Source organism: Paenibacillus sp. GYB004 (assembly GCF_036577605.1).
In the GTDB taxonomy this organism is placed as follows: domain Bacteria; phylum Bacillota; class Bacilli; order Paenibacillales; family NBRC-103111; genus Paenibacillus_AB; species Paenibacillus_AB oceani.
The window spans coordinates 79,245-94,214 of sequence record NZ_JARBDB010000040.1 but is presented as its reverse complement, the minus strand read 5'-3'; the positions used below and the strand labels follow the sequence as shown (position 1 = coordinate 94,214).

12 protein-coding genes are annotated in these 14,970 nt (G+C 57.4%); 5 read left to right on the top strand and 7 right to left on the bottom strand.

Going from position 1 to position 14,970, the window contains the following annotated elements; genetic code table 11:
* Positions 1-90: 90 nt before the first annotated feature.
* Positions 91-519: a hypothetical protein gene (locus tag PV433_RS16750; RefSeq protein ID WP_332073216.1), complete on the bottom strand. Its 429-nt coding sequence runs from the start codon at positions 517-519 to the stop codon at positions 91-93.
* A gap of 291 nt (positions 520-810) precedes the next feature.
* Here PV433_RS16750 and PV433_RS16745 point away from each other — a divergent pair, with 291 nt between their 5' ends.
* On the top strand, positions 811-2,103 hold the full coding sequence (locus tag PV433_RS16745) for an ABC transporter substrate-binding protein (RefSeq protein ID WP_332073215.1): 1,293 nt from the start codon (positions 811-813) through the stop codon (positions 2,101-2,103).
* A gap of 99 nt (positions 2,104-2,202) precedes the next feature.
* Here PV433_RS16745 and PV433_RS16740 read toward each other — a convergent pair whose 3' ends face one another.
* Positions 2,203-3,021, bottom strand: a complete 819-nt coding sequence (locus tag PV433_RS16740) for an AraC family transcriptional regulator (RefSeq protein WP_332073214.1) — start codon at positions 3,019-3,021, stop codon at positions 2,203-2,205.
* A gap of 89 nt (positions 3,022-3,110) precedes the next feature.
* Between PV433_RS16740 and PV433_RS16735 the strand changes: the two genes are divergently transcribed.
* Both PV433_RS16735 and PV433_RS16730 read left to right on the top strand, forming a co-directional pair.
* Positions 3,111-5,273, top strand: a complete 2,163-nt coding sequence (locus tag PV433_RS16735; protein WP_332073213.1) for a family 20 glycosylhydrolase — start codon at positions 3,111-3,113, stop codon at positions 5,271-5,273.
* A 419-nt stretch (positions 5,274-5,692) separates the two neighbouring features.
* Positions 5,693-5,977: a hypothetical protein gene (locus PV433_RS16730; RefSeq protein WP_332073212.1), complete on the top strand. Its 285-nt coding sequence runs from the start codon at positions 5,693-5,695 to the stop codon at positions 5,975-5,977.
* Positions 5,978-6,829: 852 nt separating this feature from the next.
* Here PV433_RS16730 and PV433_RS16725 read toward each other — a convergent pair.
* The 4 genes from PV433_RS16725 to PV433_RS16710 form a co-directional block, all read right to left on the bottom strand.
* Positions 6,830-7,684 (bottom strand): WYL domain-containing protein, encoded by an 855-nt coding sequence (locus tag PV433_RS16725; protein WP_332073211.1) that lies wholly within the window; start codon positions 7,682-7,684, stop codon positions 6,830-6,832.
* A complete protein-coding gene (locus tag PV433_RS16720; protein WP_332073210.1) occupies positions 7,659-8,981 on the bottom strand; it encodes a helix-turn-helix transcriptional regulator in 1,323 nt (440 codons plus the stop codon). Before PV433_RS16720 ends, PV433_RS16725 begins: the two co-directional genes overlap by 26 nt.
* 327 nt (positions 8,982-9,308) lie before the next feature.
* Positions 9,309-10,670, bottom strand: coding sequence for an MATE family efflux transporter (locus tag PV433_RS16715; RefSeq protein WP_332073209.1), 1,362 nt, complete (start codon positions 10,668-10,670; stop codon positions 9,309-9,311).
* Between the two features lie 15 nt (positions 10,671-10,685).
* Positions 10,686-11,255, bottom strand: a complete 570-nt coding sequence (locus tag PV433_RS16710; protein WP_332073208.1) for a TetR/AcrR family transcriptional regulator — start codon at positions 11,253-11,255, stop codon at positions 10,686-10,688.
* Between the two features lie 397 nt (positions 11,256-11,652).
* On the opposite strand from PV433_RS16710, the gene PV433_RS16705 reads away from it, so the two are divergent.
* Together PV433_RS16705 and PV433_RS16700 are read left to right on the top strand one after the other, a co-directional pair.
* Positions 11,653-12,744, top strand: coding sequence for a sialidase family protein (locus tag PV433_RS16705; RefSeq protein ID WP_332073207.1), 1,092 nt, complete (start codon positions 11,653-11,655; stop codon positions 12,742-12,744).
* Between the two features lie 407 nt (positions 12,745-13,151).
* Positions 13,152-13,490, top strand: coding sequence for an ArsR/SmtB family transcription factor (locus tag PV433_RS16700; protein WP_332073206.1), 339 nt, complete (start codon positions 13,152-13,154; stop codon positions 13,488-13,490).
* Between the two features lie 279 nt (positions 13,491-13,769).
* On the opposite strand, the gene purT is transcribed toward PV433_RS16700, so the two are convergent.
* Complete coding sequence (purT, locus tag PV433_RS16695) at positions 13,770-14,930, bottom strand: phosphoribosylglycinamide formyltransferase 2 (protein WP_332073205.1); 1,161 nt, start codon at positions 14,928-14,930, stop codon at positions 13,770-13,772.
* Positions 14,931-14,970 lie beyond the last annotated feature (40 nt).

Sequence of the window (14,970 nt, the reverse complement as noted above, 5' to 3'; positions counted from 1 at the left end):
GATTAGGTTGAAAATAAAGGGTGCGAGAAGGGTGCGAGAAGCTCTTATTGTGCGATAGCATGCGGGAGGGTCTCAGGCGGAATTAAGGCATTAAGGCAGCTTGGGCCATCCTTCGGTGCTGCTCGTTACATAGCCGCTGATGAGCCACCTGCTGCCGTCCGTCCGTTCCAGTTGCAGCGTATCGGTATAGGTCACCTCGGCGCCGTCGTGTTTCCTGGTTCGGACCTGGACGGAAGCCGTCTTGAGATCGGAGCCGGACTCCCGGATCGAGGCGATCGTGTAACCTTGAATATCCCCGTAATAGAAACGATAGTTGGCCAAAAAAGCGGGGGATACGGTGAGGTAAGGTGCTGTGCCTCCGATATCGACCCGGAACGCGTTGTAGAAGCCTTCAATTGTGGCGCGGGCCTCGGCGTGATGCGCGGATAACGGATCGGCTCGATTTTTCCAGAGGGAGCTCGCGATGCCCAGTAAGACTGCTGCCACGATTAAGATTGAGAGAATCCGGACTTTTTTCAAATGATCACCATCTTCTTGGTCATGATGGCACCAGTATAGCATGAGATGCGAAAGTGTATATGCTGATCGTGAGGGAATAGAGGGGACGCCGGCCATTCTTGCAAAGGGAGGGCTTATTTGTCGTGCCGGTCAAGCAGGCAGGCGATCGAGGCTCGTCCGAACCGATCCTTTCCCGGTGAAATGAAGTGCATAAAAGGTGAAGCGATTGTCCATAGGAACGGCATAGGTTATCGATTACGATGAATGCGAGCGCTCTCAAGAAATCCATATCAAACAAGGAGGGGTTACCCGGTGGTTACAAAAAAAACGATGCTGCTGTCGATGATCGGGCTTGTCCTGGTTGCAGGCTGTGCAGGTCAAAGCGAGAACCCGGGAGGTACGGCCGGCAATCCGAAAGAGCCGGAGAAAGCGGAGCCGGTCACGATTACGGCGGCAGTCGACGGTGCGTATAACGAAGTATTCGACACGCTGCTCAGCCGGTATGTGAAGGAGAAGTACCCGCATATTACGCTGAGCCTGATGCGGCCTGCGGAAGGAAATACGCTGGATAACCTGATCATCGCCGGCACGATCCCGGACATCATCTTCACCTTTAACGGCAACCTGAGCTCGTACCGCACCAAAGGTTTGTTATACGATATGACGGCCTTGATCCAAGAGAACAACTTCAACCTGGACCGTTTTGAAACGAATTATATCGACGATGTTAAAATCGCTTCGACGAACGGCGAGCTGTTTGCGTTACCCTATGAAACTACGTTTCACGCCTTGTATTACAACAAAACGATTTTCAATAAGTTCGGGGTCGATTATCCGAAAGACGGGATGACGTGGGACCAGACGGTCGAGCTCGGCAAACGGGTCACCCGGTACGAAAGCGGGACGCAATATCGCGGATTGGACCCGGGAGCGGGGATCATATGGATCTCGCAGCCGCTGTCGCTGGCCGCCGTCGATTATAAGACGGACAAAGCTTCGATTAACAACGAGGGATGGAAAAAGATTTTTGAACTGGTGAATGCGATGTATTCGATTCCTGGCAATAAACCGGTTGGAAACGTGCTGAACGAGTTTACGAAGGACAAGACGCTTGCGATGGTCGGCCATTTGAATATCTTTTCCGCTTTGCAGCCGGCAGAGAAGGAAGGGCTGGAGTGGGATGTCGTGCAGTATCCGAGCTTTCCCGAGAAGCCGAACATTTACGGCAATTCCAGCGTGTACGTCGGCACGATCACGCAAGCGAGCAAGCATAAGAAAGCGGCGCTGCAAGTGCTTGACGTCTTGACCTCGCAGGAGTTCCAGACCGCACGGGCCAAGTCGGGCAGCATAACCACCTTAAAAAGCGAGGCGGTCCAAAAATCGTTTGGCGCCGACATGCCGTTTCTGCAAGGCAAAAATGTAGCAGGCATATTCAAAAGCAAGCCGGTGTCATACCCCGTCGCTTCCCAGTATCGCCCCAAAGCCGAAAATATCGCAAAAGCGAAATTTACGGAATACACGGAAGGCACGATCGACGTTAATACCGCGCTGGCCCGCGCCGAAGAAGAAATCAATAAAATGATTGAGGCGGAAAAACAGAAATAGAGTAGAAGGAGCGCATCCCGGCCGGTCCGGCGGCGTCCGCCTTCTGCAAGCGGATGCCGCCGCCGATCGGCAGGGGCCGAACCGAGTACGAACCGGATGTTATACAAAATGAGCTTTCCGGTATTGCGAGGGGCTTACGTTCATCTTTCTGGAGAAGATCCGGCTGAGGTACAATCCGTTCTCGTAGCCGCATTGGAGCGCGATCTGCTCCAGTGTCAGCTTCGTCTCCGCGAGCAGAGTGCGGGCGCGGCTTAGCCGGAGAGACGTGACGTAGTCGGAAGGGGTCACTCCGTATGCCGCCTTGAAACGGCGAGTGAATTGAACGGCGCTCAGACCGAGCTCTCCCGAGATGCTTTTCATGTTGACGGGCGAGGCGCTGGATTCCCGGAGCAGGCTTTCCGCTTGACGCATTAGCGTATCGATCGGCTGCCTGATCTTGTCTTGGGCGGCCGAGCGGGTCTCCCAGGCATACAGCTGCCATAAGTCCTGGAGCAGGAAGTTTCGGCGATAGACGCTGGCCGGATCTTTCTGCTTGATTACTTTTTTCAAATATTCGTTGGACGAGAACAGCCGCTGCGTATCCTGCAAGGCGCATTTTCCGACTGCATGGGGCGTCAGCTCGTGCTCGCTCTCGATTTTGCGCCCGCCTTCCGCATACCAGTCGAAATACACGGCGAGAAACGTAAGCGGATGGATCACTTCCCGCTCCATCAGCACGCCGGGAGGGCAGAGCACGAGATCGCCGAACGTCGCCGTTCCCCGGTGGCTGCCGATCTCATATCGGAACTCGCCGCTTTCGGGAATAAACAGCGTCCAGGTCTCGTTCGGTTCCCGGTCGTATACAAATTGTTCCTTGCTGCACCATCTGACGATGATATGAACATACGGGGACAGCTCCCCGATCGGATAGGGCTTCATCGGCCGCATCTCCCGGCATCAGTGTTGTACTCGAATTATAAATGAAAAACGGGCGATTATCGATCCCCCATGGAAAGGAAGAATGTATCGTGAACGGAAGCAGTGTTCCTATCCTCATACCGGCACCCAAAAAGATGAGGTACGAAGGAAAGCAGGTGCTCGACAGCAGCCGGCCAGTGACAGTCGAAGTGACGGTTGAAGCGGGATCACAGCCGGCGGCAGTTACGTTAACGGCTGTGCGCCAGTTGACTGCTTGGTTGGAGGAGCATTGGGGCGGAACGGTTAAGGTACGCATGCAAGAGTCGCAGAGGGACGAAAGTGTGCGCGAAGGTGACGCTTATCGGGTACGGCTGGTGGAGAGAGGCATGGAGGCGGAGCGGTATACGCTCGTGTCGGATGCAAATGAATTGCGGATCACAGGAGTGCCGCAAGGGCTGCTGTATGGCGTCCAGACGCTGCTTCAGCTGCTTCAGCCCGGGACGACCCGCGACCTGCTGAGTCTGCCTCTCGCCGAGATTGAAGACGAGCCGGATCTGGCCGTCCGGGGCATATTCGCCGAAAGCTTCTGGGGCTCCGATCTGATGGAGCTGGACGACTGGAAAGCGATGGTCGACGAGATGGTATCCTTCAAGCTAAACACGCTCGGGATCGGGATATACGGCTGCTGGCCCAGACGGTACCCGGCGGAAGGCAACAGCAGCTCCGAGTTTCTGTTCGCGCCGTTGCTGGACGATCCGGAGCTGGTGGAGGAACGGAGCATCCGTTATTGGAATCCCGCGACGGGGCAAGCGGAGACGAAGACGTACCGGCCGGCTTTGTACGAGCAGGACGGCCTGAGTAAGCTTATCGCGTATGCGGTCGAACGGGGCGTCCGGGTCATTCCGCAATTTAACGGTCCCGGCCATTCGCGGCTGCTGCCGAGACTGTACCCGGCGATCTCGTCGGTAGACGGGCAGGGCCAAGCGACGGGCACCGGCTACTCGCTGACCCATCCGGAGACGTTCCCGATGCTGAAACGGATGATGAAACGGGTGATCGATCGTTACATGAAGCCGTTCGGCCAGACGTGGTTCCATATCGGCATGGACGAAATCACCAGCTGGTGTGCCGAAGATTTGAAGAAACATTCTCCTCGCCAGCTGCTGGAGCTTTATTTGACGGAAATCGGTCGGTTTCTTGTCGATAACGGGATGGAGAAAATTATTATTTGGCACGACATGGCTGACAGTTTAACCGGTTTTGACGAAGCGTTCGAAACGCTGCTGGAACGGAGCGACCTGGCCGGCAAGGTGGTCATTCATTGGTGGAACTATACGATGCCGGTGCTTCCCGTCCGATCGGTTCGCGGGGCGGCAGGCTGGATGGCGCCGAGCACAGGGTATTTGGCGGGCATGTTCTATCAGGATTATGTGGAAAATATCGAGAACCGGCTGAACGAGGGAGCGGAGCATTCCTTCGAGGGAGCGATGGCCTATGCACTCTATTCGCCGACATTTCGCCGGAATACGGCCTTCTTGGCGGAGAAAAGCTGGAATACGCGCAAACGAAGCGCCTCCGAGTTCGAGCGTGTATACGCGGGCTGGATCGTAGACGGCCAAAAAGCGGAGCAGTGGGCTAGAGGGTTTCAGGAAATGCGGAAAATGTTCCAGTACAACCCGACGTTTGTCCTGCTGCTGGAGATCGGCGTGTTTTCCGGCAACGGGGATGCTTCGCGCCCGTACCCCTCCAGAATCATACAAGGCGTGCTCGCTTCCGACGGGATTCATAAAGCGTACCGAATTACCCGGGCGCTTGCTCAACATACGCTGCTGCTCTTTGAGCGGGGAGATCCGGTTTCCGGCCGGGAATACGACCTGCTCGTCAACCGGTTCGAATGCCGCAGAGTGATCGGACTGATCGACGCGCTGCTCGGACTTGCCGATGCGGTTCAGGCCGAGCAGCGATTGGCGGGGAGACCGGTCACAGACAGAAGCCGGCTGGCCGAAATCGGCGGGAAGCTGGAGCGGCATCTGGACGAGCTGGACGCCCTTCTTGCCGAGATGCAAACGGTGCTGCCTCCCTACATGGCGTATGTCGCTTGCAGAGAATACATGTTCCTTCGCCAGGCGATGCAGGTGCAAGCGGACGAGCTGGCGCTTCTTGCGCGGGACGAGGCGATCGGGAGCGGTGAAGCCTTGATTCCCCGTACCTGTCTCGTTGCGAGGCCGGGGGACGGCAGGGATGGCCCTCTAGGGGCCGGTGTCAACCGATAAGCTCAAGTGTAAGCAAATATAGCCATGCGCCTCCGGCGGGATGCCGGAGGCGCTTTTGTATTTCATGCGAGCGTAGCATTTCCGGCGGGCGTGGAGGGTGGAGGGTTCGGGGGCTCCTTGTTGAAATGCCTGAAGTAGTCGTTCCTATTCAGCGCAGGTCTTGCAGTATAATGCCAGCATGCCGATATCCGAACTCGTGAGAAGGGCTGTATCCTCGCACTGCTGCTGCTTTGCGTTTGTGTGCGGCGAAATCGTAAGTGAGAGTAACTTAGCTTGTTGAGTTTGGAGCACGGCCAAGCTTTGAAGCGCAACCAAGCCTAGTATGGAGGCGTATAACGTATACATGATGGTAGGAACGAGGAAAGGGTGGGTGGATGAAAAAGTTGGACGGTCTCTAGCTTCCCGTTAGGAGGTTAGAGATGAGCCGAAGTTTTAAAAAGTCACCCGTTATGACGGACCATGTTACGCCCGGAACACGCTGGGCCAAGCGCCAGGCCGCGAAAGCGGTGCGCCGGTACGCGGGCTGTCTGACGAACGGGAAATCGTACCGGAAAGTGTTCAATCCGTGGAACATTTGCGATTACCGGTTTTACCAGACAAAGCGGCAGGCCGAAGAAAAGTGGGAAAGGTGCGCACGGCTTCAAGCGAGATTTACCAAGGATAGAATCCTTCGAAATTGGGAGAAATTTTACAGAAGAAAATAACGGAGAAGCGCCGGCATGGGAAGCGTCGGCGTTTTTTTGTTTGGTCAGTCGTCGTGATGGCAGCCGTCTGGATGACTCGTCTTGTGACTTGGGCTCGCCGGCTACTACTCGGACCGCCGAATTGAGCCGCTCGCCCACGGTCACAGTTCAGCGCCGTCGGAGCGCCTTCCGCCCGCCAGATGCTGCTTCGCACCAACGGCCCGTCTCTCGCCCTAGCGGCTGTTTCGAGCCGCCAAAGCACCGTTCCACCGTTCGTCCCACCAGTCACCGCGTAGCTCCCCCGGCCGGGCTTCCGTCCGCCAGATGCTGCATCGCTCCAAGGTGCCGTCTCTCGCCCGTCTGCGGCTGCTTCGAGCCGCCAGAGCGACGCTCGTCCGGCGCAGTGTGATTCGCTGCCTGGCGGCGATCGGTCGACCGTATGGACTTAGCGGAAGAACGACTTCCGTTATTTGGGGAGGAAGCCGTCTGGGAGAGCAAAAGCGGAAGTTTTTGTTCCGCTATTGCTTGCTCGTAAAGCCAAATAAGCTAAATCGGCGGAAATAACGGAAATGAAAGTTCCGCTAACACCGATTTGACGAGCGTGGAGCGAGAATAACGGAAGTCATTCTTCCGGTAGCATGGGTGGCCTCAGGCTGAAGAAGCACCGCCGCAGCACCTCACGCCATTTTAGTGCATCGCGCCAAATTCTGATTAAAATTAGGTGGCTTCCAGTTAAAGGACCGCCTCCCGTCCGCCAATCGCTGCTACCTGCCGCGAGAGCGCCATCCCGTCCGCCAATCGCTGCTACATGCCGCCGGAGCGCTCTCCGCGCCCGCCAGCCGCTGAGCTTGCCTCATCCGCCCCACCGGAGGTTTACCCCTCCGCCGCTTCCGAGGCAGCCGCAGCTTCCTCCCGTCCCTCCGCGTCCGGGAAGATGCCGTACCGGGCCAGCGCCTTGGTCGCGGATTCGTGCATCCGCTTCTGCAAGTAATCCCCCTGCACGACCCGGACACGCTTGCCGAGGAAACGGAGCTTGGAGAGCAAATATTCGCTCTCGTCGCCGAGAAAACAGACCCGAATCCGGTAGAGGCCGGCCGCCGGATCGTATTCGACATCCTTCTCGAAACAGGAGAACGCGTATAGGATGCGGGACAGCTCACGATTGTACGCAGGGACGACTTCGATGAGGGCATCCGTCTTGCGGGAGTCGAGCATCCGGGGGATCTGCCCGCGAATCCGCTCGGCTTCGTCCGGCGGGATGACGAAATCCGAGACCGAGACGATTTTTTGCAGCCGGGTGCTCATCAAGGCGCGGTGCCTCAGATGGTACCAGAGCAGGTACCACTCTTTTTTGACCATCGAATATTCCAGCTTGAACGGCATCCCTGTCTGGCCGGACACGATCTGTCCTCCCTTGGTCGAGTACGTCAGACGCACCCCCGATAAACGCTGCAAGCAGCGGCGCAGCGGACGAAGCATCGGATGATACAGCTGTTTGTCGGCGCTGCGCGCTTTCTCGGTTACATATACGGCCGTTTCGATGGAGGGCTCGCGCTCGAGGATGGAGCGCAGCTTCTCCAACGTGCCCGGGGAGAACGCATCGGCGGCGGAAGGGTGCCGGAGCATCGTCTTCAGCCATTGCCGCTCGTGCGAGGTCACCATGAACGTCCCCGAGTCGTCCAGCCGGGACAAGAGGCGGTAATTAAATATTTTCTCGAACGGGTTCATAACGGGCTTGCAGCTCCTTCCATTCCTCGATCATTTCCCGGCGCAGCCCGGCGGGCTCCAGCACTTCGCAGCTCGAGCCGAAGCTGCGCAGCCACGGGCGGATCTCGATCGTACCGTTCACGGTAATCTCGAAGTCGAAGCGGTCGTCGGTTTCCTCTGTAATCCGCCCCCATTGCCCTTGCAGCAGCACTCGTTCCTTGACGAAGTTCGGCTCTCCGGGTCCGGGGTTATAGAAGCGGGCGCGCACGTTGACCGGACGGCCGGTATCGATGAGCCAGCTGAACCGCGTGCGCTCCTCCAGCTCCCGGAGCTTATCGGCAAATTCCGTCTCGGCAACCGCCGCGTCTTCTTCGATCTGAGTCATGCCTTCCATCCGGTATTTCCGGATGCCCTCCCGGCCGGAGGCGAGCATATACCAGCGTCCGTACTGATGATCGTATACCACCTTCAGCGGAAGCGCGGTCTCCAGCCTGCCGCTGGATTCCCGCTCGAACAGCGGATTCGTATTTTTGGAGGCGTAGCTCTTGTCGGCTTTCGGGGAGAAATACAGAAAGCGTACCTTGCGGCGGCTGCGGATCGCCTGAATCAGCGGGAACAGGTGAGCTTCGTCCAATATTCTCGAATAATAATGGTATTTGTATAGAAACGGCTCCACGGCCGGCTTGTCGGCGGCGCCGCGCAGGAAATGCTTCTTCAGCCCGTCCCGCAGCATATAGCCTTGAACCGACGGCACCTGCGTATGGGTCATCACATCGACGAAGTCGTACAGATCGTACAGCTCCTCCTCGGACAACTGCATAATAAATTCGTTATCCAGCCGGTACCGGTACGGACGCGGACCTGCCTCCTTACGGATGACGCCGACTTCCTCCAAATATTTCAGATCGGAGCGAACGGTCTTCTCATCCGGCTGTGCGGAGCTGGCAGGCAGCTGGCCGCAGAGCAGATCGAGCAGTTCCATCGCGGTGAACGGCCGGTTGTTCAAGGCGGCGAGCAGCATCGAGATCCGCTCGCTTTCGGACTCTTTCAGCGATTTGGCGCGGAACAGGAACAGCAGCATCGGATCGGCGCAGTCATAGTAGCTGTAGCGGACCGCTTCGGAGAGCTCCTTGCCTTGCTCCTCCGGCAATTGTCCGTGCACGGTGCCGACGATTTCCTTGAGGCGCTTGATCGTTTTATCGAAAGTATGTACGGATATGCCAAGTCGCTCGGCAAATTGCTGCCGGCTGTACGCACCGCTCGTCAAGGCGAGCAAACGCAGAAACTGGACTTCCTTGTCGAAGCTTTCACGGGCCATCAGCGATCCCTCCTCGGTTGGCGGCGAAAGGTTCTGTCTTTATTGTAACAGGCGGGGAAAAGAGGGGGAAGATACGTCCTTCCCAGGTCGAGGGGGGAACGGCATTGACTGCCGCTGCGTCCCGTATACGTCTTCTAGCGGGCGGTATCGCGGCGCAGGAGGCGTTCGGCGGCCAGTCGGCTGGCGTCGGTTGACGTCAGCCGAAGGCGAGCTGTCTAGCGGCAGCCCGGCGCCCCGCAGGCCAACCCAAAAACGGGCGGTCCCTTCCAGCAGGGCCGCCGCGTCGTGTACTTGTCCGGAAGCCGAACATCTCCCGCCGCAGGAACGTTACACGGCCGAATTCGCTGCAGGAGCGATACGCGCGCGTCTGCGGATATAGGCGTATACCGTAATAACGACGATCAGCTCGGAGAGCGGAATCGCCAGCCAGATGCCGGTCGTGCCGATCAGATGCGGCAGCGTGAACAGGATGGCGACCATCAACAGCATTTCCCTGGCCACGGTAATCCAGGTCGCCATTTTGACCTGATCGGTTGACTGGAAGTAGGTCATCATCACGAAATTGACGCCCATAAACAAGTAGCCGATAAAAAACAGCCGGATGCCGGTAGCGGCCATCTCCCGGACTTCGGGGGCGAACGAGCCGAACAGCGACACGATCCCGTCCGCCGCGACGAGCCCGATCAGAAAGATGCCGGAGCCGATGCCGAAAGCGGTCTGGACAGCGAGCCGGATCGTCTGGCGCTCCCGGACGTGCTGCTTCGCTCCGCGGTAGTAGCTGATAAGCGGCTGGATGCCCGCCCCCATGCCGATGAACAGCATAAGCATCACGCTGTGAACATAGTTCAGGACGGAGAAGGCGGACACGCCGAGCGTTCCGGCCCAGCGGACCATGGCGATATTGTAGCCGGCCATGAAGACGGCGATGCCCAGCTCCGCGACGAAGCTCGGGAAGCCGATCGTGAACGTATTTCTCAGCAGCTCCCAAGAGAAGCGCAGCTTCACGAACCGCAGCGAGCATTCCTTGCGCAGAAAATGGGTGACCAGCACAAGCGTCCCGATCGCAGAAGCGCCGATCAGCGCCCAGGCCGAGCCCGCTACGCTGAAATCGAGCACGAACAGAAACAGATAGTTCAATACCACGTTGCATATCGAAGTCACGATCAGCGAGATCATCGCCAGGTTCGGATTGCCGTCGTTGCGGACGAAAATGTTGAACGTATTCTGGACGGTTACGATAAAGCCGAACGCGAGCAGCACGTTCATAAACTCCATCACATACGGCATCGTATCGTCGTTGGCCCCGAGAAAAATGGCCAGGTTGTGTCGGAACACATAAGCGATCCCGGCGATGATCAGCGTCAGGCCGAATATAAGCGCAAGCGAATGGGTGAAGACCGACTGGGCTTGATTCACCTGCTTGGCGCCCAGATGCCTCGAATACAGAGCCGCTCCCCCGATGCCGATCCACAGCGAGACCGCAAAATAAATCGAAAACACCGGAAACGCGACATTAACGCCCGCAAGCGCCACTTCGCCGAAACGGTTTCCTACGAATATGCCGTCAATGACCGCATTGATCGACATCATAAACATCCCGATCATGGAAGGGATCAGGTAACGGACGAATACTTTGCCCACGGAATCGGATTCCAGGGCCGTCAGCTTTTGGTTTTCATTATGCATCATACACCTCGATAACAGTTACGAATGAAGAATGCCTTTCCATAAGAAGGAGAAGGTCGTTTCGGACGCCTGGATAAAATAATCGGGACTGCCGAATATAAGCTTCGCGGACAATCCTTCGAGTACCGTATGGACGGCCAGTGCGGCTTCCTTGGGGTCCGCACGAAGCGTAAGATCGCTGCGGAAGGCGAGCTCCAGCAGATGCAGCAGATGATGCGAGTACAGGTCGTACAAGGTGATGAACAGCTGCTGCAGCGGCTCGGGCGGCATAAACGCCATCAGGAACATGAGCTTCACGTTCGGGTTCGTCTCGTAACGCTCCTTCATCTCGGCAGCGAATGTCTGCATCGTCTTTGGCAGCGGCTTACCCCGGTGTTCATCGAAAAACGCAGTGAGAAAGGCGATCTCCTGCTTGGTCGCCTCTTCGTGGATTTCAACGACCAGGTCTCTTTTATTTGCAAAATGAGCGTATATCGACTGCTTCTTAATGCCGGCTCCTTGGGCGATATCCGCCAGCTTCGTCCCCTCGTAACCGAACTGCAGAAGATGGCTGACCGCAACTTTTTTGATCTCGTCTCTTCGGCTCACCTGCATGACCCCTCGGCGAATTAGTAGTTGCCTTACCGTAGTCAGGTAACTGTAATCGGATTTTATCACCATTTTCATTGATTTTCAATTGGTCTACAAATATTTTACATAACAGATCTAGTCGGGGACACGAACTCTGGTCAGTTAAGCGGCAACAGGAATAAGGCAACCTTGCTGAAGCTTCTCGGCTCGCGGAATGGACTGTGCACGCGTGAAGGGGGGATGCTGCGGCGGGGCGGCATCCTGAAGATGGAAATAGATTGACGATCCAAATCAAGTGCGGTTAAAATGAAAGCGCTGCCCGGTTTGGCTTGCGATCTGTTGATGCAGCAGCCGCAATGTACGATCAGCCGCCCGGGTGCATTTCATCGGATTCGGTATAGGGAGGGGCAATGGAATGGACAATAAAGGGACTGTCGTGCTCGATTTGAGGCCGGCCAAGGGGAATCCCCGCAACAGCGAGGGTGCATTTCTGGAGCTGAAGGACGGACGGCTGATGTTCGCGTACAGCCGGTTTATCGGAGATTCGCACAGCGATGAGGCGGCGGCGTGTATTGCAGTCCGCTATTCGTCCGATGGCGGCGATACGTGGTCGGATGACCGGATTGTGGCACATCCGGGCGACTATGACGCGCTGAATCTGATGAGCGTATCTTTGCTGAGGATGGGCAACGGCGATGTCGGGCTGTTTTATATTATCCGTTACGGCTGGCATGACACGCGGCTCCGGTTATGGCGTTCATCCGACGAGGGGGAGACTTGGGGGGAACCCGTGTGCTGCGTCCCGGGCCTGGGCTACTATGTAACGAATAATGACAGGGTCGTTCGTTTATCTAATGGTCGGACCATAGTACCTGCTGCCCTGCATAAAATGAGAACCGACAGCACGACCGACTGGAAATCGTTCGACCAGCGGGGTATGGCCTACTTTTACTTGTCGGACGACGACGGGGCGACGTGGCGCGAAGCGAAAAGCGGATGTTCCTTGTCGCTGGCGCATTGCGGCAGCGGGCTTCAGGAGCCGGGGGTCGTCGAGTTGTCCAACGGCACCTTATGGGCTTACGCCCGCACCGATCTCGGCCGCCAATACGAGATGTTTTCGTTCGATGGGGGGGAGACGTGGAGTCCCGCCGTTCCGTCGCGGTTCACTTCGCCGACCTCGCCTTTGTCGGTCAAGCGCAATCCGGAGAGCGGCGATCTGTTCGCTGTCTGGAATCCGGTCCCGAACTATGAGACCCGGACGCTGGAGAGGCATTCCTGGGGGCGCATCCCGCTGGTCGGCGCGATCAGCACGGATGACGGGAAGACGTGGGGGCACCGCTTTACGATAGAAGGAGAAGAGACGCGGGGCGGGTACTGTTACACGGCGATTCATTTTACAGCGGATTCGCTGCTGCTGGCTTATTGTGCGGGCGAACCGGAGGACGGCATCTGCCTGGCCAGACTGAAGATCAAGAAATACAAGCTGGCGGAGCTGTACGGGAAGTAACCGGACCGCGGAAGGGAAGTTTGGACAGATTACAGGTTGGGAGGCTTTTCGGGTTTGGCTGTTTGGGGTGGCATTTTGTATGGTTTAACAGGACTCTTCGTTCCTGATCGGATGAACCCGGTATATTTCTGAACGAGCCTGCTTAGGATATAGTATCCGTATCCGGGGCCGTTCGGATCATCCGTTTGTTTCCTGAATGCCCGCGCGCAGAAAAAAACGGCGAATCTGCCGGCCGGCGTGCCGAAAGGATGGACGAACCGGAGCTAATCATGATAACGTTATAAGATTAGCTGTTTTGCTGTTATCCGGTTCATTGCCGGAGGGCGGCACGGATCTCGAATCCGGTCTAGCGCGTGCGCCGGCGGATATCCGTAGCACCATTATTTGTATGGAGTGGGGTTCAGGTCATGGATACGACCACATTCAGTGCATTAGCCGAGCCCAACCGCTTAGTCATCGTCGAACTTCTGCGCGACGGCCCCCTTACCGTAGGGGAAATAACCGAGAGGCTCGAACTCAACCAGCCGCAAGCTTCCAAACATCTTCGGGTTCTTCACGATGCCGGGCTCGTCGAGGTGAATCCGGTCGCCAATCGGCGTATTTACAGGCTGCGTCCGGAGCCGCTTCTCGAGCTGGAGAGCTGGCTGGAGTCGTTCCGCCGTCTATGGGAGGAACGATACGACCGGTTGGACGAATATTTGCGCGAGCTGCAAGCGAAGGAACACGATCACGACGGGAACAAGTAAGGTTCCCGCGGGGGGATGTACGGCAGGTCGCGTCAGTGCCCGGGTCGGCCTCGTTCTTGAACGAAGCCGTGTGCCGGGAACGGGCCGTACAGACGTCTAGCCGGAGCGATCGGACTCTGGTCTAAACGTCCAAGTCAAAGAAGCAGCGAGGCGCGGAGCCTGCTGCTTTCTTTGTTGTAGAGGGGATGGGAGCCTGTACAACTGGGGCAAAGTATTACCCGAATCCCGGGCAGGGAGGCGGCCCCGTGTCTTGTTCCTGTTCCGGATCGGTTGAATCTCCTATGCTTCCTCGACGGACAGCTTGTCCAGCGCCTGCTTGGCGCGGTCGCGTGCTTCTTGAACCGTGGGAGCGGACGATAAAGCTACCGCCATACGGCGTCCTGCCTTCGTAACCGGCTTGCCGAAGATGCGCAACTGCGTGTTCGAGACGGCCAGCGCCTCGGCCGCACCGCCGATCCGGTAATGCTCCAGCTCGCGATCCGCCTTCAGCGGCCGGCTGGCGCCCGGCGTTACCAGTACGATCTCCGGAATCGGATAGCCGAGGATGGCGCGGACGTGGATGGCGAATTCGGACAAATTTTGCGTGACCAGCGTCACCAGCCCGGTATCGTGAGGCCGCGGCGAAACTTCGCTGAAGTACACTTTATCTTCGGCCAGAAACAGCTCGACGCCGAACAAGCCGTAACCGCCGAGCTCGTCCGTAATCGTCTTCGCGATATGCTTCGCTTCCGCGATCTGCTGTTCCGTCATCTCGTGGGGCTGCCAAGACTCGATATAATCTCCGTTCTCCTGAATGTGTCCGATCGGAGCGCAGAAGCTTGTCCCGCTTACGGAACGGACCGTCAGCAGCGTAATCTCGGATTGGAATCGGATAAACTCTTCGATGATAACCCGGCCGTTCTGTACCCGACCGCCTTCCATCGCGATATTCCAGCTGCTCTCGATATCGCTCTCTTCCCGGCACACGCTTTGCCCTTTGCCTGACGAGCTCATGAGCGGCTTGATGACGCAAGGGTAGCCGGTCTCCTTGACGGCTTGCACGAACTGTTCGTACGTATCGGCGAACTTGTAGCCGGCCGTCGGAAGTCCCAGCTTCTCGGCGGCCAGCCGGCGTATCCCTTCGCGGTCCATCGTCAGCTTCGCCGCGCGGGCGGTCGGGATGACGCGGTAGCCTTCCGCTTCCAGCTTCACCAGCTCCGAGGTGGCCAGCGCCTCGATCTCCGGTACGATCAGATCCGGCTTCTCCTGCTCGATCACGGCCCGCAGCCGCTCCGCATCCAGCATATCGATCACGTAGCTGCGGTGGGCGACCTGCATGGCAGGCGCGTCCGCGTAGCGGTCTACGGCGACCGTCTCCACGCCCAGGCGCTGAGCTTCGATGATCACTTCTTTCCCCAGTTCTCCAGAGCCTAACAGCAGCAATTTGGTTGTACGCAACATCGGCTTGTCCCTCAATTCGTTCTATTTTGTCATGCCCATT